The 21784-nt window shown below is 38.6% G+C and carries 19 protein-coding genes; 10 read left to right on the top strand and 9 right to left on the bottom strand.

Annotated elements, in window-relative coordinates; all coding sequences use genetic code 11:
* The first annotated feature begins 119 nt into the window (after positions 1 to 119).
* Together ACLIJJ_RS12785 and ACLIJJ_RS12790 are read left to right on the top strand one after the other, a co-directional pair.
* Positions 120 to 3470, top strand: coding sequence for a hypothetical protein (locus ACLIJJ_RS12785; RefSeq protein WP_411411012.1), 3351 nt, complete (start codon positions 120 to 122; stop codon positions 3468 to 3470).
* 97 nt (positions 3471 to 3567) lie between these two features.
* Positions 3568 to 4275 (top strand): class I SAM-dependent methyltransferase, encoded by a 708-nt coding sequence (locus ACLIJJ_RS12790; protein WP_251646994.1) that lies wholly within the window; start codon positions 3568 to 3570, stop codon positions 4273 to 4275.
* Positions 4276 to 4296: 21 nt separating this feature from the next.
* Here the strand turns inward: ACLIJJ_RS12790 and ACLIJJ_RS12795 are convergent, their stop codons facing one another.
* Both ACLIJJ_RS12795 and ACLIJJ_RS12800 read right to left on the bottom strand, forming a co-directional pair.
* Entirely contained in the window at positions 4297 to 4875 is a 579-nt protein-coding gene (locus ACLIJJ_RS12795; protein ID WP_411411013.1) for a class D sortase, read from the bottom strand.
* Positions 4865 to 5827, bottom strand: coding sequence for a processed acidic surface protein (locus ACLIJJ_RS12800; RefSeq protein WP_251646990.1), 963 nt, complete (start codon positions 5825 to 5827; stop codon positions 4865 to 4867). Before ACLIJJ_RS12800 ends, ACLIJJ_RS12795 begins: the two co-directional genes overlap by 11 nt.
* A gap of 205 nt (positions 5828 to 6032) precedes the next feature.
* On the opposite strand from ACLIJJ_RS12800, the gene ACLIJJ_RS12805 reads away from it, so the two are divergent.
* On the top strand, positions 6033 to 6368 hold the full coding sequence (locus ACLIJJ_RS12805; protein WP_233314025.1) for an antibiotic biosynthesis monooxygenase: 336 nt from the start codon (positions 6033 to 6035) through the stop codon (positions 6366 to 6368).
* Positions 6369 to 6422: 54 nt separating this feature from the next.
* On the opposite strand, the gene ACLIJJ_RS12810 is transcribed toward ACLIJJ_RS12805, so the two are convergent.
* The 3 genes from ACLIJJ_RS12810 to ACLIJJ_RS12820 form a co-directional block, all read right to left on the bottom strand.
* Positions 6423 to 7442: a potassium channel family protein gene (locus ACLIJJ_RS12810; RefSeq protein ID WP_411411014.1), complete on the bottom strand. Its 1020-nt coding sequence runs from the start codon at positions 7440 to 7442 to the stop codon at positions 6423 to 6425.
* A gap of 114 nt (positions 7443 to 7556) precedes the next feature.
* Positions 7557 to 9104: an ABC-F family ATP-binding cassette domain-containing protein gene (locus tag ACLIJJ_RS12815; RefSeq protein WP_233314023.1), complete on the bottom strand. Its 1548-nt coding sequence runs from the start codon at positions 9102 to 9104 to the stop codon at positions 7557 to 7559.
* Positions 9105 to 9247: 143 nt separating this feature from the next.
* Positions 9248 to 9796: a pyridoxamine 5'-phosphate oxidase family protein gene (locus ACLIJJ_RS12820; RefSeq protein ID WP_411228618.1), complete on the bottom strand. Its 549-nt coding sequence runs from the start codon at positions 9794 to 9796 to the stop codon at positions 9248 to 9250.
* 107 nt (positions 9797 to 9903) lie between these two features.
* On the opposite strand from ACLIJJ_RS12820, the gene pdxR reads away from it, so the two are divergent.
* The gene (gene pdxR, locus ACLIJJ_RS12825; protein WP_233314021.1) at positions 9904 to 11295 is read left to right on the top strand and encodes a MocR-like pyridoxine biosynthesis transcription factor PdxR; all 1392 of its coding nucleotides are present in this window, start codon (positions 9904 to 9906) and stop codon (positions 11293 to 11295) included.
* A 21-nt stretch (positions 11296 to 11316) separates the two neighbouring features.
* Positions 11317 to 11871 carry a hypothetical protein gene (locus ACLIJJ_RS12830; protein WP_411411015.1) on the top strand — a complete coding sequence of 185 codons (555 nt, stop codon included), beginning with the start codon at positions 11317 to 11319 and terminating at the stop codon, positions 11869 to 11871.
* On the opposite strand, the gene ACLIJJ_RS12835 is transcribed toward ACLIJJ_RS12830, so the two are convergent.
* A complete protein-coding gene (locus tag ACLIJJ_RS12835; RefSeq protein WP_237941333.1) occupies positions 11868 to 12176 on the bottom strand; it encodes an Hsp20/alpha crystallin family protein in 309 nt (102 codons plus the stop codon). The genes ACLIJJ_RS12830 and ACLIJJ_RS12835 overlap by 4 nt on opposite strands.
* Positions 12177 to 12285: 109 nt before the next feature.
* The gene (locus ACLIJJ_RS12840; protein WP_233314759.1) at positions 12286 to 12438 is read right to left on the bottom strand and encodes a small acid-soluble spore protein P; all 153 of its coding nucleotides are present in this window, start codon (positions 12436 to 12438) and stop codon (positions 12286 to 12288) included.
* A gap of 165 nt (positions 12439 to 12603) precedes the next feature.
* Between ACLIJJ_RS12840 and ACLIJJ_RS12845 the strand changes: the two genes are divergently transcribed.
* From ACLIJJ_RS12845 to ACLIJJ_RS12855, 3 genes are all read left to right on the top strand, one after another.
* Entirely contained in the window at positions 12604 to 12864 is a 261-nt protein-coding gene (locus ACLIJJ_RS12845; protein WP_233314018.1) for a hypothetical protein, read from the top strand.
* Positions 12865 to 13077: 213 nt separating this feature from the next.
* A complete protein-coding gene (gene acnA / locus ACLIJJ_RS12850; protein WP_233314017.1) occupies positions 13078 to 15783 on the top strand; it encodes an aconitate hydratase AcnA in 2706 nt (901 codons plus the stop codon).
* A gap of 136 nt (positions 15784 to 15919) precedes the next feature.
* The gene (locus ACLIJJ_RS12855; protein ID WP_411411016.1) at positions 15920 to 16309 is read left to right on the top strand and encodes a rhodanese-like domain-containing protein; all 390 of its coding nucleotides are present in this window, start codon (positions 15920 to 15922) and stop codon (positions 16307 to 16309) included.
* A 46-nt stretch (positions 16310 to 16355) separates the two neighbouring features.
* Here the strand turns inward: ACLIJJ_RS12855 and ACLIJJ_RS12860 are convergent, their stop codons facing one another.
* Together ACLIJJ_RS12860 and ACLIJJ_RS12865 are read right to left on the bottom strand one after the other, a co-directional pair.
* Positions 16356 to 17333: a D-2-hydroxyacid dehydrogenase gene (locus ACLIJJ_RS12860; RefSeq protein ID WP_233314015.1), complete on the bottom strand. Its 978-nt coding sequence runs from the start codon at positions 17331 to 17333 to the stop codon at positions 16356 to 16358.
* Complete coding sequence (locus tag ACLIJJ_RS12865; RefSeq protein ID WP_411228621.1) at positions 17333 to 18550, bottom strand: aminotransferase-like domain-containing protein; 1218 nt, start codon at positions 18548 to 18550, stop codon at positions 17333 to 17335. The genes ACLIJJ_RS12860 and ACLIJJ_RS12865 overlap by 1 nt, the downstream gene beginning before the upstream one ends.
* A gap of 600 nt (positions 18551 to 19150) precedes the next feature.
* On the opposite strand from ACLIJJ_RS12865, the gene ACLIJJ_RS12870 reads away from it, so the two are divergent.
* Together ACLIJJ_RS12870 and ACLIJJ_RS12875 are read left to right on the top strand one after the other, a co-directional pair.
* Entirely contained in the window at positions 19151 to 20485 is a 1335-nt protein-coding gene (locus tag ACLIJJ_RS12870; RefSeq protein ID WP_237941336.1) for a glutamine synthetase family protein, read from the top strand.
* Between the two features lie 228 nt (positions 20486 to 20713).
* Entirely contained in the window at positions 20714 to 21643 is a 930-nt protein-coding gene (locus ACLIJJ_RS12875) for a manganese-dependent inorganic pyrophosphatase (RefSeq protein WP_233314012.1), read from the top strand.
* The last annotated feature ends 141 nt before the right edge of the window (positions 21644 to 21784 follow it).

Genomic DNA, 21784 nt, shown 5'->3' on the forward strand with positions numbered 1-21784 from the left:
CTGCTTAGACATAAACCTAAGCGGCTTTTTTATTACTTTTGTGCATAATATTGAAATATCGTATTAAATAATGTAAAATTACACATTATGTACAAAATGATCATAAGGGGTTAATAGAAATGACAGAAAATCCATTTTTGACTAAGCTTGCACTGCTTAAATCGCGTGGATACATACGGGAACAAACGTATGATGAAGTGTTAGGCGGCTATACCAGCTATGTTGATGATGAAAAATTAGCAGCAGCAGAAAAGGCTAAAACGGCGGTTTCAACCTATACAGAGAAACAAGTAAACTCCAAGCCGGTTCAACCGAAAAAACCAAAAAAAATCCGCAGCAAAGAAGAAATACGCGAAAGAAATATTTCGTATCTTTTGTATATCGGCGTCTTTCTGCTTATAATTGGCGGGCTATTTGTTGCTACAAGCAATTGGAGCACAATGGCAGATTGGATGAAGGCTGCGAGCATCTTCTTTGTGTCTATTTTGTTTTTCGGCTTTGGCTATGTAGCCAAAGTATTTGTGAAGATTGAAAAAACTGCTTTTGCCTTTACTGTGCTAGGCGGTTTGTTTTTACCAATTGGATTTCTGTCAGTCAGCTATTTTCGCTTGGCAGGCCTGTATCTTTCAGTCACCGGGGATGGCAAATATTTATTTGGTGTCATGGCAGGAATTATCCTTGTTCCTGTCTATCATAAATGTGCACAAATAACAGAATCGCTCATTTTTCGCATATTAGTATTAATCGCTGTCTCAGCAGCTTTTGCCTTTGCGTTTGCAGCATTGTATGTGCCGCTTGATGTATTTGTCTTGCTGATGGTTATTTTTTATTTAGCAGTCATTCTGTTTATGGGAATAAAGAAGAAATACAAATGGGCTTCAAGCTACTATCGTTTGCTTCCAGTATATTTGCTTGTTCATATGGCAGTTACAACCCTTTTTCTAAGCTTTTTCTATGAATCTGCTGTTTTTCAAGGTTGGAACTTTTTGTTAATGAGTGCAGTTTATTTCTTATTTTTATTACAAACGAAAAAAAAGGACTATCATTTTTTTGTTACAGTGACCGCTGTTGCCGGGACATATCAGCTTTTTTCAAATGATCTTATTTTCAATTTCCAGCCATTAGCCTTTGCTGCTTTAGGAGCTGTATTCCTTTTGCTCAAATTGGTGAGGAATGACTTGTACTTAGGGAAAACATGGGAATACACAAGTATTGCTGTCGGCTTGGCGTCACTGCTGTATAGTGCTGTTTTTCATTTAGAACTATTTTGGTATGGTTCTCTTATAGTTTCCTGTACGTTTTTACTGCTTGGAGCACAATTTGTTTATTTATCTCGATTCTATCATGGCATCATTGCCTATTTCCCAGCAGTACTTTGGGGAAGCAGTCTGTGGCAGCTTGCAGTAAAATGGGATTTTGTCACCAATTTAAACAGTTTTTTAGTGACTTGCTATGTCATTGCCTTTTTCCTTTTGCTAGTTTTAGGGATATTTAATAAGTTTTCCATGCTTCAGTTAATTAAAAGAAGTTCAACAAATATCTCCATTTGGGCACTTGCTGTTTGCGCATATGGAAGCGGGATGTTTTTCTTTGGAGGATGGGAAGTAGTATTTATGCTTATCCTTCTTGGAGTAATATTATTGTATATCCAATATAAAAAGGTAGATATGATTGGTTTTTCATTACTGGACATTGTTATTCCTATTGTCGGATATTTTGCGTTTGCAGCATTATACACAGCTGTCCCAGTCATTAGAGAGCTTGGGATAGCATGTCCAACTGCACTTGGCAGTATCACATTATTAGCGGTGTGCAAATGGTATTCTAATAAAAATCAAAAACTAGGCATAAATGGTTTTTATATTAGCCAAATCATGTATATGGTCTCAATCTTGCTGACTGTTACATCACCATCTACTCATGATTTCGCACGAACAGCAGTATATGCTGCAGGCATCTTTGTCTTTTACCTGTTTTATAGGAAAAAACGGGAAAAACCATTGGCTTGGCTTGTATCAGCAGTAGCTTGTTTTACTTATTTTTCGGCCATTGACCTATTATTTGATTCATCTGACTGGTTATTTGAAAAAGCAGCACTATATGGCTGGATATTCCTAATGACTGCCGCCGTGCTTATAAAAAACAAAGACTTTAAAATGCCTTTAAGTTTTATTGGTCATTTGTATTTGCCATTTGCATTACTATTGGATGTTTGGTTTAACCATAGTGACGCAAGCATTCATTTTGTTTTTAGCTTTTTTGCTTATGCGGCAAGTGCTTATTTTGTTAAACAGAAGTATTTTAACGTGCTGCTGCAATATGGGGCTTATCTATCTTTCTTTTTATTTTTTACTTTAGAAAAGCTGCTTGTAATTGACAGTGTCCCTGCCGTATCACAAGCCTTTATATTTACAAGTATACTTTTGCTCCTGCACAGAGTTGTTTTAAGCGCGAGCAGCAGATCATTGCTCCTGTTTTTTATCCCATTTAGCATCATTGGAATCATTTCGTGGCAAGTGCTTACAGTATTTTCTTATTCAGTCTTTTTTGCCACACTGTTTTATCTGATTATATACTTAGTTATTACGCATCTGGACAGGAAGCATTTTCTTGTCGCACCTGCAATGCTGCTCCTGTTCATTAGTGCAGAACGGTTAATATACGCAAAAGGGTTTCTGCCAACAGACCGCTTTATTCTCTACACTTTAATTGGTGTCGCACTTGTCTGTATTGGTATGTATCTTTATAAAAAAATCCTTCTCATTGAAAATGGAAAAGTGTTATCCATTGATTTCTACACTATCAGTGGCTTTATAGCCTTCCTTTTCTTGGTGTTTTCGCACGTGGATGTATGGTGGATGAAGGCAGTGCCTGGATTGCTTATGGCATTAACTGCATACATCCAGAAGGGAAGAGTTAGCATTAAATTTACGTGGACAGTAAAAATGCTTGCTTTGCTGTTGTTGCTGCAGCCATATTATATATTGCTCCATGAATGGCAGATATCAGTTTATTATCGAATGGAGCTTCTGCTTTTCCCATGGTTTTTACTATTTTGGGCAAGCAAAAAAATCATGGCGCCATTTAAGCAATTCATCATACGAGCAGAATGGGGCTTCCTGCTTATTGCTGCCGTTAGTTTATGTGTTGACGGATTAAGAACCTCTGCTATAACAGATGCTATCATTTTAGGGACACTTTCCTTACTGTCTGTTATCGGCGGATTTTATTTCCGGTATAAATCCTACTTTTTCATCGGCATAGGGGTGCTTCTATTAAATGTACTTCTGCAAACAAGACCATTTTGGGGTGTTATGCCATGGTGGGCGTACTTGCTTATCGCAGGCACAATCTTAATTGCGTCTGCCAGCCTGTATGAAATGCAAAAGCAAAAAAGCGGAAGAAATATTAGTTTATATTTAAAAGAATGGAAAAATAAACTAGCGGCCATTTTAACGAAATGGAATTAAAAACCATGCATTTGCATGGTTTTTTGCTTGGATAAAGGATATTTTGCTTATATCAAGAATATAAACAAAGGATAAAAAAGGTGAGGGAGGCTTAAGGATGAAAACAGAATTACGGAAGGTATTCGATGCTTTATCCACTATTTATGAAACACAAGTGGATAGTTCTAGTTATTATAATGCAGAATACGAAAGACCGGGAATGCTTGCTGAAATCGCGGAGAACCTAAGCGATAAGAGCATACTGGATGCCGGTTGTGCAGCAGGCTGGTATACAAATGAACTGCTTGTTAGAGGCGCTAGCGTAACTGCGATTGACATCAGCCCGCAAATGGTTGAAGCGGCACGAAGGAGAATTGGTGAAAGGGGTAAAATTTACTGTGTGGATTTAGAGCAAGCACTGCCATTTGCGGATGCTTCCTTTGATATCATTGTCAGCTCTTTAACCCTCCATTATATCCGAGATTGGAGCAGCACATTTAAAGAGTTTAACAGGATATTAAAAAAGGGTGGTGAGATAATCTATTCTGTTCATCATCCATTTATGGATATAAAGAATGCAGGCGAACAAGGCTATTTTGAAACGGAAGCTTATGTAGATTCTTGGCATAAAGACGGACAAAAATTTGAGGTTCCGATGTACCGCAGGCCGCTGCATGCTATTATTAATGAAACAACAAAAGCATTCAAGCTAAATGCAGTAAAAGAGCTAAAGCCTACAGAGCAGCTAAAAGAATTGGCTAGGGGAAGTTATGATTACTTGATGAGTCATCCGCATTTTCTTGTTGTAAAAGGAACGAAAGAATAGCCAAGATAGTAGCATCTTGGCTTATTTATTTATTTCCTGTTTTATTAAATCTGCCGTTAAAATATACCGATCAGGCGCATCGCCTATATAGGAAAAAGGGAAACAAGTCGTTAACGTTAAAATCGGTCTGCTTTTAGGTGTTAATATATTATCAGCCGAAGCAGAAACAATATCGGTTTTTCGGATACGGTAGGTGAAAATCCCTTTTTTTGTTTGGATAATAATTTTATCATTTTTTGATACATCCTTCAAAAAACGGAAGTACGTATCACGATGTCCTGATATAATTGTATTATCACTGTGTTCAGGAGAAGCGCTGGCTGAATAATGACCAGCCCCTTTCGATAAAATATCGCTGCTTGTGCCTTCATAAATGGGCACCTTTTTATTTTGGCTCGGTGCAATTAAAACACCGAACCATTCGCCTTCTTTTAATGGTAGATCCTTTTTATCGAAAGAGGGAATGTCTGTGCTGTCCTGTACAGGTATCTGCTCATGTGTTCTTAACAGAATAATGGAATTAAACACGATGAATGTCATTCCAATAATCACTAGGAAGTAGGCAAGTAAAGATAGGCTATTGACAGCTTTACTTTTCATAAAGCTTTTTGCTCTTTTTACCAAGAAGGATAAAGCAGCCGATTAATACAAGCAAATAGCCGATAAATAAGTATAACGGGACTTTTGACGCTGTGTTTGGCAGCTGAGACTCATAAAGGGTTGTTAAGTTACCGCTTAATTCAGCAAGATTTACGACTTTGTCAGCAGCGGCAACAGCAAAGTTGCTTGTTAATTTCTCTGGAGAAATGACAGTATCGACAAGCAAGTCGTTATTGTTGTCGAATACTTCAAGAGCGACAGTGTCATACTGCGGTGCTTGGAGAAACTCATCTAAAGCAATTTTTTCCCGCTTGCCATTGTCATCAACAGAGTAGAAAACAGGTGTCAATTCGAGCTGTTCACTGACACTTTTCCACATCGACAGCAATGTCTCTTTGCTAGAAGCAGATAATTGCTCTTCCTGATCCATCGCAGCGAATCCTTGCAGTAATTCCTTCCAGGCTGAAATATTTTCGGCAAGTGTTTGTTTATCCAGCTTTTTAAAATGGTGGTAAAGATTTGCCGTTTCTTCTTCCGTCATTCCTGCATTGAGAAGGAATACCTCTAGACTTTGCATTTGCTCTTCGTGATTCTGGTAAAAATCAATCGCAACGTCTAAATCCTCAATAAACCAGTAATCTTGAACATTTTCATTAAATCCTGTCAGAAGAATATCAAGTTCTTCCCTTGTCATATTATAGTTTTTTAATAAGGCATCTAAGTTATTTGGCGTAATTGGTGTGCCGAGATAATCCTTCAATTCCTTAATGGAATCAAACTCCTCTACAGAGAGCTCTTTATCGCTTAAGTAGTTTTCTAAATCATCAACTGTCCAGCCGAGGGAGTCGGCAAGCTGACTGACTTCTTCACCAGTAGGAGCAGCAAACGCATCGAGCGGGTACATAACAAACAAACAGCAGGCAAGCAGTGCAAGAGTATAACCTTTAAACATAGGAAAGACCTCCAATAACTCTAATTATTGGTATTATTTGTCGTTACGAGAAAAAAATACAGTCTTTCCAAAAAAAGTGCTTAAAGTTGATTTTTTCCTTGTATTTATTCAGACAGGAAGATGAAGAAGAGAAGGGTTTTAATTGACAATGATAATCTTTATCAATAAAATATATGTATATATAAGTTGGAAAGGGGATAGAGTTATGTTTGTTGTTACACGAAATATGGTCGTAAAGGAAGGAACATCACATCTTGTTGTGGACAGGTTCAGTAAAGGGGGAATAATTGAGGAGCAGGAAGGCTTTGTCGACATTAGCGTATATGTAAAAAAAGTCCGCCGCGGTGACGAAGAAGTGCTGATATTAATCAGATGGGAATCAGAAGAAGCATGGAAAAATTGGGAAAAGAGCCCGGCACATATTGAAGGACACCGCAAAAATCTTGGTAAGCCAAAGCCGGATCATATAATCTCTGTCACTGTCGGCAAATATGAATTAAAAGCAGTTAAAAAAGGGAAGCAATCTACAGAAGCAAATTAATAAAAAATGGGGCTGATTGGTTTTAAACACACAAAGAGCCCAAATTATGTACAGTTAAAAATTAGTGATAGAACTGTCGGTGCAAACAATCGTTAGTGTCGCATTTTTCGGGAGGGGCTCTGCTGCTCTCGTGGCGACATCAAGATCATTATTCACTGCTAGTAATGTTGCACCTAAAGAAAACACACCAAGTGCAGCGTCTTTATATGTAATCCATTCTGGCTTGGCTTTTATTTGATGCCAGTCAGAGCCTCTTTCATTTGACAGAAGATCATTAAACAGAGTCGCACTTCCAGAATGCAGACATTCTCTGGAAAATAGCAGCCCGACAGATTCATAGGAATAAATGAAACGTTCTACATTCGCATGTTTAAAACGCTCCTTATGTGCTGCTTTACGAATTTCAACAGTAGTATGCATATTTACATGATAAGCACTGGATAAATCCTCAACGCCTAATGCAATCAGCGCAGTTGTTCCATCCGCTGCTAAATCATCCTCTATCCTTTCATCTGAGAAGATAAACACCCGTTCAGCCACAGGCAAATTTGCTTTCAGTAATGTTTTATCTTCGGCTGGATTTCCACTTATAAAGAAAACATAATCATTATCATATGGGTTTTTGGCAAGCTTGCTGTCAATCAGCACAATTGCCATCTCAGGGCTGGCGTTTTTTATCTCTTTCAGCGCTATCATTGTCTTTTTTCCATAACCAATAAAAATAATATGACCTGATTTTTTGTAGTCCAGCTTTCCTTCCTCCTTTAATCTTTTATAGTCAGAAAGCATTTGCTGCATTTTTCCGATAAAAACAGTCAATGTCATAATACCGTATAAGAAAAAGACCATTGCAAATAAGCGGCCTGGCACACTTTGAGGATAATAGTCTCCATAACCAACGGTTGTAGAAGTGACCATTGTAAACCACAAGCTATCAAAATAGGTTGGGAATGTAGCAGGCTCTAAAAAGTGAAACACCCATGCAGCACTTATTAGAACAATAATGGTAACGAGCAGTATCGCTGAAAAGCTGAAGCTGATGATCACTTTCCAAATTCGGCCAAAGAAATACATGCAAAGCCTCCTTTCTTCAAATAAAAAAACTATCAAATAATGAATATTCCCGCGAATGGCCGTTTATCCATTCCTTGCGAAAAATATATCATTAATGATAGTTTTTTAAATTAATTAGTTTTGATTAGACCATTCTTCCACATTCCAAACCTTTGTAACCCAATCTTCATAGAAATCAGGTTCATGGCAAACAAGAACAACAGTGCCTTTATAAGCTTTCAGCGCTCGTTTTAATTCTTCTTTTGCCGTCACATCTAAGTGATTCGTAGGCTCGTCAAACAATAGCCAGTTGCTTTCTTCCATCAATAGCTTGCATAGGCGCACCTTTGCTTGCTCGCCTCCGCTCAGCTGGTTTAATGGTCTTGAGATATGCTCGTTTTTCAACCCGCAACGTGCAAGGGCAGCACGTACTTGGTGCTGATCCATGCTTGGAAATGCATTCCAAACATCCTCGATTGGTGTTAAGTTTCCTGCTTTAACCTCTTGTTCAAAGTAAGAAGGGTACAGGAAGTCACCTCGTTCAATTTTTCCGCTTAACGGCTGTATTTTACCAAGCATTGTTTTCAGCAACGTAGATTTTCCGACACCATTACAGCCGACTACAGCAATCTTTTCGCCGCGCTCAATTGTAATGGACATTTTCGGCAATAGCGGAGATCCATAGCCAATTTCAAAATCTGACCCTTCAAAAACATAACGGCTGCTGCCGCGTGATTCTTTAAAGTCAAATGTCGGCTTTAAGGCAGTTTCCGGACGGTCAATGCGCTCCATGCGGTCCAATTGCTTTTGACGGCTTTTTGCACGTCCTGTTGTTGAGTATCTCGCTTTGTTTTTCGCGATGAAATCCTCTTGTTTTTTAATAAATTCCTTTTGCTTTTCGTAAGCATTCAAATGCTGGTTTTTATTAATTTCAGCAAGCTCAAGGAATTTATCATAGCTTGCAGTATATCTCGTCAGCTTCGAGAATTCGAGATGGAAGATAACATTTGATACTTGGTTCATAAACTCTGTATCATGAGAAATCAAGATAAAAGCATATGGATATTCTTTTAAATAAGAAGCAAGCCATTTAATATGCTCTACATCCAGATAGTTCGTTGGCTCATCAAGCAATAGCACTTGCGGCTGTTCAAGGAGTAATTTTGCGAGTAAAACTTTTGTTCTCTGTCCACCGCTTAGTGCTGTTACGTCACGGTCTAGTCCGATTGCATCAAGACCAAGCCCGCGCGCTGCTTCTTCAATTTTTATATCAAGTGTATAAAAGCCGCCGGCATCAAGTTTATCTTGAATAACTCCCATTTCATCAAGCAGAGCTTCCAGCTCTTCTGGAGTGGCATCGCCCATTTTCGCCGTTACTTCATTCAGCTTCTCTTCTTCCTTAAATAGAGGAAGGAATGCGTCCTTTAATGCATCGCGAATTGTTTTTCCAGGTGTAAGAACTGTATGCTGATCTAAATAGCCGTAATGAACAGAAGGAATCCACTCTACTTTGCCTGAGTCATGAATCAGCTGTCCTGTAATAATATTCATCAGTGTTGATTTTCCAACCCCGTTTGCACCAACAAGACCGACATGATCTTCCGCTAATAAACGGAAAGACACATCTTTAAATAGGGTGCGGTCTCCAAATGTATGGCTTAAATTTTCCACATTCAATAACATATTTTTGTATCCTCACTTCATTATAAAGTACATGTAAGATGACAGTTTGCTATTTCTAAAATCAATAAATAGCAGTATCCATTTCTTCATAATACTAAAATAATGAACAGAAAACTAGACTAGTTCCTTCATTTCTATTATTTTCATCTTAAATCCATTGAAATCGTTCGTCCTAGCGAGAATTTTGTCTTTGCATCAAGTGGATTTTCCTTGCCCGTTATCGTTGTTGGGTAAAGTTTATAAATGGCTGTTTTGCTGCCTAAAGAAGACCGATATTTTTCTAAATGAGACGAAGCAAGAGGTTTGTTATAGTAATCTGGTACATATTTGTTCAGCATTTCCTGCATGATATTCCTAGCTTCCTCCATTTCACTTACCTTCTTTATTTCTCCGAATGCCATGATACTCCAATAAGCAGTATCCGTTTTTGCAGGAACAGGATTGCTCATTGTGCCAAGCTCTTCGCAAATGGTGAAGCAGCCTGCGGGGTTTGCTTCGATAATGCGCACCTTTCTGCCTTCATCAGCACCGTGAAAGTAAATGGCCTTGTTATACCAAACATAATTAAGGGGAATAACATAAGGTTCAGTGCCATCACTCAAGCCAAGATAACCGGTGCGGCAACTTGTTAAACAGCTGTTGATTTGTTCATCATCGGTCCATTCCATTTTTTTCTGTCTCATTTGTTCCATCCTATCCATCTCCTTCAGTGTTATGTTAGAATCATTGTAAAAAAATAGTGTCATAGAAAAAAGTGCCAGTTTGCGAAAAAAACATTGGGACAGAATGGAGAGGGAAGATGGTTTCCTGTTTTATTGAAAAAGACAAAAAAACACCAATTTATAAACAGCTGTACGATTTCTACAAAGAAGAAATGCTCAATGGGAACATAAAAGAAGGCACAAAACTTCCTTCTGTCAGATCCCTTTCTCAAACGTTAAGCATAAGTAAAAATACAGTAAATGAAGCATATCAGCAGCTTTTGGCAGAAGGATTTATTGAAAGCAGAGTCAAAAAAGGGTATTGGGTTGTCCCTAATCTTGAATATTTACCTGATACAAAGCAGGAAGTACTTCAAGAGGAGAATAAAACTATTGCAGCGAAGGAATTTACCATTGACTTTCAATACGGAGATATTGATCTAGAGCATTTCCCAATGAAAACCTGGAAAAAATGCTTACAAGACAGCTTACAGGAAAATGATAAAGAAATCCTGCTATACGGAAATAAATTAGGCAGCATTTCATTGCGAAAACAGATAGCCACATATCTTTACAAATCGCGGGGAATTCATTGCACATATGAAGATATCGTAATATCAGCAGGAACAAATCAGCTTGTCAGAACAGTTATTTCCCTTCTTCAAAAGGATAAACTAGCTGTTGCCATGGAGAGCCCTGGCTATGATGGGGTAAAAAATACTTTCTTAACAGAAGGCTGTATGATTGTTGACATACCTGTTACAGCAGACGATGGGTACGATGTCCAAGCATTAAAAAGCAGTGGCTGCAATGCCGCGTATATCACACCATCCCATCAATTCCCCCTCGGATGTATCATGCCAGCTGCCAAAAGGTTGGAGCTGTTAAAATGGGCTGAAGAGACAAATGCTTATATTATTGAAGATGATTATGACAGTGAGTTTCGTTATGAAGGGGCACCGGTTGCAAGTTTAAAAGGCTTAGACCGGCAGGACAGAGTTATTTATGCAGGGACTTTCTCAAAATCATTTTTGCCTTCTGTTCGGATTAGCTATATGGTATTGCCAAAAAAATTATTGGAGAATCTGCATGAAGGGTTCATTGATTCCCAAAATGCTTCACCCATTTTTCAGCATGCATTAGCACTATTTATGGAAAGAGAACACTATGAGAGGCATCTAAGAAAAATGAGGAAAATCTATAAAGAAAAACATGAGATGCTGCTGTCATCCCTAAATGAGTATATGGGGGGATTTGTTAACATAATCGGTGAAAAGGCCGGATTGCATCTGCTTATAAATGTTGAAAATAAGCAGCATTCCCAATTGATTGAGGCAGCAGCACACCAGTCTATTGGCATATATTCTACTGCAAGCTATTATTCCAATAAATCAGTAGATGATTGTCCAATCATATTAGGGTTTGGAGGATTAACACTGCATAAAATAGACGAATACATAAAGCAGCTTGCGAAAGTTTGGTTTAATTAGAAGAGAAGAGGGTGGGTGCTTTTGACAGTTATATATGTAACAGCAATCATTATGCTTACAGCGATTCTATTTTTACGATTACTTGCTTATCATTTCGAAAAAAAATCACGGAGCAGCAAGTGGATAGAAACGTATTTGCGGCTTAGAAAACATAACCCGTATTATGGCTATATTTATGCCCTTGCTAATAAGGATGACAAAGCTGTTATTGCCAATTATCGCAGAGCTGTGAAACGCCCTAATCTCAGAAAGTATTATCCGCTTTTGACCATTCTATTTTGCTTTTATTTTCACAGTACGAAAGGAGTGAATGAAGAAATAGCAAAACTTAGCAGTGATAACAATAAAAAATTTTTTATGCAGTGGTTAAAAATCAGACAAAACAACGATGAATTTAATGATTCAAGCTTAGCGTCCGATCATAAATGGATGGAATATACGATCGCTGCATTAGATTATCAAGAGCAGGGGAAATGTGATTCAGCAAATAAGCAGTTGATGAAGGCGTGCAACCATTCAAACGGAATCATATACTATATATTAGAGAAAGAACGATTAACACTGAAGTATTCCTAATTTTTAAAGATTTTTACTTCTAAAATATTGTCGGTAAAGGCGGAAGTAATAGCATTATTTTCAATTTTTTGAGGGAAATAAACTGTCCTTGATTTAATGTGATTGTCTAAAGTACGAACCCTTACAGTCAGGTAGTTGTCTTTTACAAAGATCTCCATACTATTAGGAGAGATGTATGGCAGAAGGCTTTCAGCTAAATAGTAAGAATCTGCTTCATATAAATCGACAGGAAATTCTGTTTCATCTAAATAGCTGCTAATAGAGTTATATCCTTCCATCAAGGGAAATAATTGCTCATCACTCATTGTGAATTGCTCCTTTTTGATGACAAGATATTCGCAGCTGCCGTAACCTGTGCATAGAAAATTTTTTAGCAGGCTGATGATATATCATCAGCCTGTGTTTATCTATTTATTAAAAGTCGTGTCCGCTGTTGTGCTTCTGTCTAGTATGGTTGCGGTTTTTCACTTTTTTGCTCCCGCTGAGAGGCTCAGGCTGTCCGCCGTGATGGCCTTTCGGTGAATTTTTGCGCATATCTTTACCGTCGTTTTTATTCAAGACCTTCATCTCCTTTGCCATTTGAAAAGCAGTTTGCTCTTCACTGTTTAGAATGGGAGAAATATCTCTTGTTTATACAGAATATTTTTTTGTGTCTTTGAGCAATTTAACTGTAGGATTTCTTTCCTGCTTACAACCACGATTCTTATGCAAAAATAGATAGGAGGAAATACAGTGTTTTATCACAGCAATAAACAAGAAGCTTTCCAAGCTGCCCAAAATAACATGCGTGAAACGCAGACATTATATGAAGATATTGTAAAGGATTCTGCAAGCTACGGTCATCAGCTGAAGCATCTGAAACAAGAAATTAACGAAACATATGAACAAATCGAAAATGCTTTAGAAACTGCGTCTGAACATCAGCGCAAACAGCTAGAGACATTCCAGCAAGATTTAAAAACGATTGTCAGTGAGGTAAATGATCTTTCGTAACTTTAATAGCTGCACCTTTTCTTTTGGAAAGGGTGCTTTTTTAATTAGGTCATAAGTAGCGCTTATTATAAATGATAACTTTCTTATTATTTACTTATCAAAGCTACTGTATTAAAATGAATGAGGAAATAAAAGACTAAAAAGATAGAAAGTACGAAATATTCGACTATTTTTCTATTTTTGGTATATGATTACATGGAGGGGGTAATACATATGGCAAAAGATACTTACAATGCACGTAAATCATTCGAGGTTGATGGGAAGCGTTATCATTATTATCAATTGGATGCATTGGAAAAAGCGGGAATCGGCAATGTTTCCAAATTGCCGTACTCTATCAAAGTTCTATTGGAATCTGTATTAAGACAAATGGATGGTTTTGTCATTAAAGACGAACATGTGGAAAACCTTGCAAAATGGGGAACAGATGAACTGAAAGAAATTGATGTGCCATTTAAGCCTTCAAGGGTTATCCTACAGGACTTCACAGGAGTTCCTGCAGTTGTTGACTTGGCTTCATTAAGAAAAGCCATGGCTGATCTTGGCGGAGATCCAAGCAAAATTAACCCGGAAAAACCGGTCGATCTTGTTATTGACCACAGTGTGCAGGTTGACAAATATGGTACGCCAGATGCGTTGACTGCAAATATGGATCTTGAGTTTGAACGAAACGCAGAGCGTTACCAATTTTTGAGCTGGGCTCAAAAAGCTTTTGATAATTATCGTGCCGTTCCGCCTGCTACAGGAATCGTACACCAAGTAAATTTAGAATATTTAGCAAATGTTGTGCAAGTAGTCGAAAATGAAGATGGAGAGTTAGAAACTTTCCCTGATACATTAGTAGGAACAGACTCACATACGACGATGATCAACGGAATCGGCGTACTTGGATGGGGTGTCGGCGGTATCGAGGCAGAGGCTGGCATGCTTGGACAACCATCATATTTCCCAGTTCCAGAAGTTGTGGGTGTGAAGCTTATTGGTGATATGCCTAACGGTTCAACAGCAACAGACCTTGCTTTAAAAGTTACACAAGTGTTGAGAGGTGAAGGGGTAGTAGGCAAGTTCGTTGAATTCTTCGGACCTGGTATCTCCCAATTGCCGCTAGCTGACCGTGCGACAATCGCTAACATGGCTCCAGAATACGGAGCAACTTGCGGATTCTTCCCAGTTGATGAGGAATCATTGGCTTATATGAGATTAACAGGCAGATCAGAAGAGCAAATCAAAGTGGTAGAAGAATATTCTAAACTTAATGGACTGTTCTTTGATCCTAGTATTGAGCCAGTTTATACAAAAGTAATTGAAATTAATCTTTCAGATATTGAAGCAAACCTGTCTGGACCAAAACGTCCGCAAGACTTGATTCCATTATCGCAGCTGCAAAAAGCATTTGTTGATTCTGTGACTGCACCTGAAGGAAATCAAGGCTTCGGCTTGAAGAAAGATGAGTTTGATAAATCAGTAGATATCAAGTTTGCTAACGGGGACTCAACGACAATGAGGACAGGTTCTGTTGCAATCGCTGCTATCACTAGCTGTACAAATACATCCAACCCGTATGTGCTTGTTGGTGCTGGCCTTGTTGCCAAAAAAGCAGTGGAACTTGGCATGGAAGTGCCTAAATTCGTTAAAACTTCTTTGGCGCCAGGTTCAAAAGTAGTAACTGGTTATTTAAGAGATTCCGGCTTGCTGCCATACTTGGAACAAATCGGCTTTAACCTTGTTGGTTACGGCTGTACGACTTGTATCGGAAACTCTGGTCCATTGCGTGATGAAATCGAAATGGCAGTTGCTGATTCTGATTTGCTTGTTACTAGTGTGCTTTCCGGTAACAGAAACTTTGAAGGTCGTATTCATCCGCTTGTAAAAGCAAACTACTTGGCATCACCGCCGTTAGTTGTGGCTTATGCACTTGCGGGAACTGTTGATATTGACCTGCAAAACGAGTCAATCGGCAAGGATAAGGATGGCAACGATGTATTCTTCAAGGATATTTGGCCATCAACTGAAGAGGTTAATGAAGTGGTAAACCGCACTGTAACTCCTGAACTGTTTAAGAAGGAGTATGAGCGTGTGTTCGACGACAACGAGCGCTGGAATGAAATTCAGACTAGCAGCGATTCATTATACACATTCGATGATTCAAGCACTTATATTCAAAACCCTCCATTCTTTGAAGGGCTGAAGCCTGATCCTGAGAAGGTGCTTCCGATTAAAGGGCTTAAAATTGTCGGCAAGTTTGGCGACTCTGTTACAACAGACCATATTTCACCAGCCGGAGCAATCGGTGTCAACACTCCTGCAGGTAAATATTTAAAAGCAAACGGAGTAGAGGTTCGCGATTTCAACTCTTACGGTTCTCGCCGCGGTAACCACGAGGTCATGATGAGAGGAACATTTGCGAATATCCGTATCCGTAATCAGATTGCTCCTGGTACAGAGGGCGGGTTTACGACATACTGGCCGACAGGTGAAGTGACATCCATTTATGATGCTTGTATGCAATATAAACAAGATGGAACTGGCCTAATGGTTCTTGCCGGCAAAGATTATGGCATGGGATCTTCTCGTGACTGGGCAGCAAAAGGTACGAATCTCCTTGGAATTAAAACAGTTCTTGCTGAAAGCTTTGAGAGAATCCACCGCTCTAACCTTGTGTTAATGGGTGTGCTTCCATTGCAATTCAAGGATGGAGACAGCGCAGAATCTCTTGGTTTAACAGGTAAAGAGACGTTTAACATATATGTCGATGAAACAGTTAAACCTCGTGATTTCATTGAAGTTACTGCGACAGATGAGGATGGAAACAAGAAGACATTTGAAGTGCTTGTACGCTTTGATTCTGAAGTAGAGATAGACTACTACCGTCACGGTGGAATCTTACCGATGGTGCTTCGAGATAAATTGAAGAACTAATGATAGAAAGAGACTAATGAGTGACTAATGACTCATTAGTCTCTTTTTCTTTTAGTGAGCGTACATTCTGCTAGGTAATTAAGGAAAAGTTTGCTACTATAGATATGTAGGAAATTACCATGAAGGAGTGATTGGAATGGCGTTGACATTCGGAAAATTATTAGAAGAAGCAAGAAACAATGTGAAAGGCATCTCATCAATTGAAGCAAAAAAACAAATGGAAGACAAACCTAATACATATGTAATTGATGTGCAGGATGCTGAGGATGCAGGAGCTTGCGGATTAATTCCAAGCAGTGTAAACATTTCACTAGGCATGCTGCCGATTCGTGCTGATTTGGAGCTTCCTGAAGAGCTTCGCAATCCAGAATTAGCTGATCGCAACAGACCGATTCTAGTAACATGCGGTTTAGGCGGACAAGCTGCTCTTGGCGCTTATTTGCTTAAACAAATGGGATTTGCTGATGTAGCTTTCATTGAAGGCGGAACAACAGCTTGGAAACAAGAAGGCTACGAAACAGTTTAATATCGAAGGAAAAGAGGAGCGCTAAATGGTCGCTCCTCTTTATATTTTAATAGCCAAGCTCTTTATTAACCAAATTAAGTAGCTCTTTGCCTTCTTTAAATCTAGTGACATTCTCTAAAAATATATCCATATAACGATCCATGCTTTTCGGAGAATAATAGGCATTATGGGGAGATATTATGACATTCTCCAATGCCCAGAAGGGGGACTCGCTTGGTAACGGCTCCACCTCAAATACATCAAGAGCAGCACCTTTAATTCGCTGAGCTGTTAACACTTCCAGCAAATCAGCTTCTGCAATTGTATTGCCTCTGCCGATATTAATCAAGTAAGCAGATGGTTTCATAAGCTTTAGCTTCTCTTTATTTATGAATTGGTACGTTTCCTTTGTTGAAGGCAAAGCGAGAACAAGAAAATCAGCATTTTTAATGACATCATCGACTTGTTCAAGTCCAACCACCTCATCTGCAGGATCATTACTTGTTGTAATGGAAGGTCTCTTTCGGCAGCCGACTACATGCATGCCAAGAGCTTTGCATCTTTTCGCAATCTCTTTGCCAATCTCTCCATATCCGATAATTCCTATAGTGGCGCCGTCTAAGTCTTGAATATCCGTATTGCTCCAGATTCGCTTGTTTTGATTACGCAGCATGGTTGGCAGCCCTCTTGCAAACCCAGAAATCATGGCAACAGTATGTTCGGCAATCGGTATAGAAGTGCAGCCCTTTGTATTGGTAATCAGTAGATTACTTTTAATTGTTTCCTCATGAAGCAGAGCATCCAGTCCAACACTTAATGATTGTACCCATTTAAGCTTTGGGGCGTTGTTCCTAATGGTAAGAGGGTCCATTAAACCTAAGGTAAGGATAATATCACACTCACTTAAATCGAAGTTCACTGCTGGTTCTTCTTTACCAAATTGCCAAGGATCAAACAAAACGGTTGCACCTAAGGCTTTTATTTTTTCGATATACTTTTTTGGTATATTGTACCTAACATAAATGACAGGGGATGATGAATCCATCAGTTAGCTTCCTCCATCGGCAAGGTGCGGATATATTGGAAGTAAGTATCCGCAAGCCGTTTAATCGCCTCTTTAATTTTCTCCTCACTACAGTATGTGAAACAAAGTCTCATTGTGTTAAAGCCTTCGTCTTCAAGGAAGAAATGCTGTCCATCCAAATAGGAGACACCAGCAATCATTGCAGCTTCCACAAAGTCGCTTGTATTTATGCCAGCAGGGAATGTGAGCCAGAGAAAGAAGCCTCCTTCTGGTGAAACAAAGCTGACCTCGTCGCCGAAATGCTCGTTAATGGCTTCAACCATTGCCTCTTTTCTTGATTTATACGTATTGCTTAAATACTTGATATGTTCTTCGATATCCAGCTGGTCTAACACATTGTGAACAACTTCCTGTACATAAACGCTAGTCAGCCCGTCTGTTTTCAAAATACGCATCTTAGTGATAATCTCACTTAATCCAATTGCCCAGCCTAAACGGATCCCAGGTGCAATTACTTTAGAAAAGGTGCTTAAATAGATGACGCGCTCAGGACCGAAGGAGTGGATAGAAGGGAGATAAGTGCCATCAAAGGAAAGCTCCACATAAGCATCATCTTCCAAAATGAAGAAATTATATTCATAAGCAAGCTCTGCGAGTTTCCTTCGTCTGTCTACAGAGAGATTGACACCGCCTGGATTATGGTAATTGGGCATGATGTACAGAAGCTTCGGAATTGGCTTTTGCTGAAGAGTGGCTTCTAATAACGCTTTTTCCACATAGTCAACCATTATTCCATTCTCATCAATCGGAAATGACCGTAATTTTACCTGCGCCAAATTAAATGTCCGAATTGCACCAAAAAAACAAGGAGCTTCAATCCAAATTTCGTCACCAGGGTCAGTGAGTGTTCGTGCCACTAAATCGATTGCCTGCATGCTCCCGGCAGTTACAAGGATTTGGTCCTCTTTTGCATGTACGTCACGGAGCTTTGATCGTTCGAGAATCCAGTTAACAATATGACTTGTGCCTGTTCCGCCGCTATAAGACATAGCACCAAACCCTTGCGTTTTCATGGCAGCTTGTGTTGCAGCTACCATCGTTTCTAATGGAAAAGACTCTGGAGCAGGAAAACCATAAGACAATGGAATAACATGGTCTAGTGAACCGGCGAAGGAGGAGCCGATAATCGGCATGTTCGGAAATCTTTTACTAAATGTAAATTGCTTTAATGAATTCATACTATAAACACCATCCTCTTAAAAAATAATTTATTTTAAAAATTAACACTATTCAAATAATTTATAAAGTAATTTATTTCAAAAACTGCTTTTAGTAGAAAAGGATTGCTTGTTAAAGGCTAATCATAAATCCTTGATTCACTACCTCCATGTACTGTTTTGCAAATTCCTGATTTATCTTCCATGAATTGCTAATAAGCGAAGAAAATCTGACAAGATTAATGGTGCAGACATTCCTAATGGGAAAAGAAGCTGCCGATAGCAAAACTGCATGAAGCCAAGCCAGTTTGCTCCTTTCGTCAGTAAAACGTTTGGAGAATTACTGAATATAGAGCCAACTATATGCTATTTATTTCGAATATGGAAATATTAAAAGACGGCGAAAAAACGAGCATTCAAAAGAAAATAAGCAGTTAATTTCATTTTTTACAGAATTTTCGGATTTTTATAAAAAATAAACCAAACATAAATACAAAAGGATGTAAACGCTATCTTATAAAATATTTAAAAAATTTTAAAAAAGATATTGTATAACTATAAATAATTTCTTATAATGAATTCAAGTTAGATAATAGAACATGAATTGTGAGGTAAATTGACATGGCTGAAATTACATTAGAACAGATTCAAAGTATCATTAAAGAAAAAAATGTAGAATTATTGCATATGCAATTTGTAGATATTGAAGGGATTTTGAAAAATATCACAATTACAGCAGCTCAATTAGATGATGCAGTAGAAGGGAAAATCATGATTGATGGTTCTTCCATCAAAGGTTTCTCACCTATCAATAAATCAGATTCTTATTTAGCCCCAGATTTAAACACATTTGTTGTGTTGCCTTGGACAGAAGAAGAAGGATATTCAGAAGCACGCTTCCTTTGCTCTGTAACAAATCCAGATGGTACATTATTTGAAGGTGACACACGTAATGTTCTTAAGAAGACAGTGGCACGTGCAGCAGAACAAGGATATACGATTTCTGTAGGTCCTGAATTGGAATTCTTCTTGTTTGAAACAGATGCACAAGGTTACCCAACGACAGTCCTAGGTGACAGAGGCGGATACTTTGAGCCATCTCCTAAAGACTTAGGTGAAAAGGTTCGTGTTGAAATCTTCAAAACTTTGCGAGCAATGGGCTTTACAATTGAAGCATTGCACCATGAAGTAGCAGAAGGCCAGCATGAAATTAACTTTAAATATGCAGATGCTCTAGGAGCTGCAGACCTTGCGACTACTTACAAATGGGTAGTTAAAACAATCGCAGCACAATATGGCTTGCATGCAACATTTATGCCAAAGCCAGTATTCGGCATCAACGGTTCAGGAATGCATGTTAACATGTCGTTCTTCAAGGATGGCGAAAACATTTTCTTCGATCCGTCTGATGAACTGCAGCTTTCAAGTGAAGCTTACTCTTTCATCGCTGGTATCCTTGATAATGTTAAGAGTTTCGTAGCTGTTACAAACCCGCTAGTAAACTCTTACAAACGTCTAGTACCTGGCTATGAAGCACCAGTATATCTTGCTTGGTCTGCTTCAAACCGTTCAGCTTTAATCCGTATTCCAGCTAAAAAAGGCATGGCAACTCGCGTAGAATTGCGTTGTCCAGATCCAGCATCAAATCCATATTTGACATTTGCAGTAATAGCATCTGCTGGTCTTGATGGAGTGGAAAAAGGATTGCAAGCTCCAGCACCTGTTAACGAAGATATCTTCCACATGACAGATGCACGCCGCGAAGAGTTGGGCATCGACAGCCTACCAGGTGGCCTAGAAGCAGCTATCGCTGAACTAGAAGCAGGAGAAATCGGTCTTAAAACACTTGGCGAGCACGTATTCTATGAGTATGTTGCAGCGAAAAAAGAAGAGTGGGATAACTACCGTACACAAATCCATGCTTGGGAAATTGAAAACTACCAATTTAAATTCTAATAGTTTGATAGATAGGAGAGGGCATCAGCCCTCTTTTTTTTGTTGTGCTATCTTAGTAGTTTATGTCAAATGCTTCTTCGCAAAAATACAATTCCGATAAAATAAGAAGGAGATTTTGTCTATCGATTATTTATTTTTGCTAGCGATATGATACAATAAATACATTGGATAACAAGTGCATCCTTGTTTATCTATGTCAATAATTTCAGTTACAAGGAGAATTAAAGAATGGGAAAAGTTTTAGTTTTTGGTCACAAAAATCCTGATACGGATACGATTTGTTCTGCTATCGCTTATGCAGAATTGAAAAAAGCTTTAGGTGTAGAAGCGGAAGCTGTTCGCCTGGGAGAAATCAATGGCGAAACAAAGTTCGCTCTAGATTACTTCAAAGCTGAAGCTCCAAGATACATACAAAAGGCGTCAGAGGAAACAGATTCTGTAATTCTTGTAGATCACAACGAATTCCAGCAAAGTGTGGAAGACATTAAAGAGGTTTCTATTCTGGAAGTTATCGACCACCACCGTATTGCTAACTTTGAAACAAGCGATCCTTTATATTATCGCGCTGAGCCTGTTGGCTGTACTGCTACAATTCTTAACAAGCTTTACAAAGAGAACAATGTTGAAATCAAAAAAGACATTGCAGGTTTAATGGTTTCTGCAATTATTTCCGATTCATTATTGTTTAAATCTCCAACTTGCACAGATCAGGATGTTAAAGCAGCACAAGAGCTTGCTGAAATTGCTGGCATTAATTTGGACCAATATGGTTTGGACATGCTTAAAGCTGGTGCAGATTTAAGCGACAAAACAGTAGAGCAACTAATCAGCCTTGATGCAAAAGAATTTCCAATGGGGTCATATAAAGTGGAAGTTGCTCAAGTTAATGCAGTGGATACAAATGATGTACTTGCTAAACAAGGCGAACTGGAAGATGCATTAAATAAAGTGATTGCTGACAAAGGGCTTGATTTATTCTTGCTTGTTGTAACAGATATCTTAAACAATGATTCTGTTGCCCTCGCACTTGGAACGAAAACTAGTGCAGTGGAAGCGGCATTTGGCGTAAAACTTGAAAATAACACAGCCTTGCTTAAAGGTGTTGTATCACGCAAAAAACAAATCGTTCCTGTATTAACAGAGGAATTATCAAAATAATCCATAATAGTAAAAAGAACTTGCTTGTGTAAGTTGATCATAAAGATCACTTATTCAAAGGCAAGTTCTTTTTTTATGTGCGTGTTTACGATAATATCAAAGTAAAGATATGACTAAAAAACATTTCCCCCAGAGATGTAA

It is taken from the genome of Niallia laureatilytica (assembly GCF_046613985.1).
Taxonomy (GTDB): domain Bacteria; phylum Bacillota; class Bacilli; order Bacillales; family Cytobacillaceae; genus Niallia.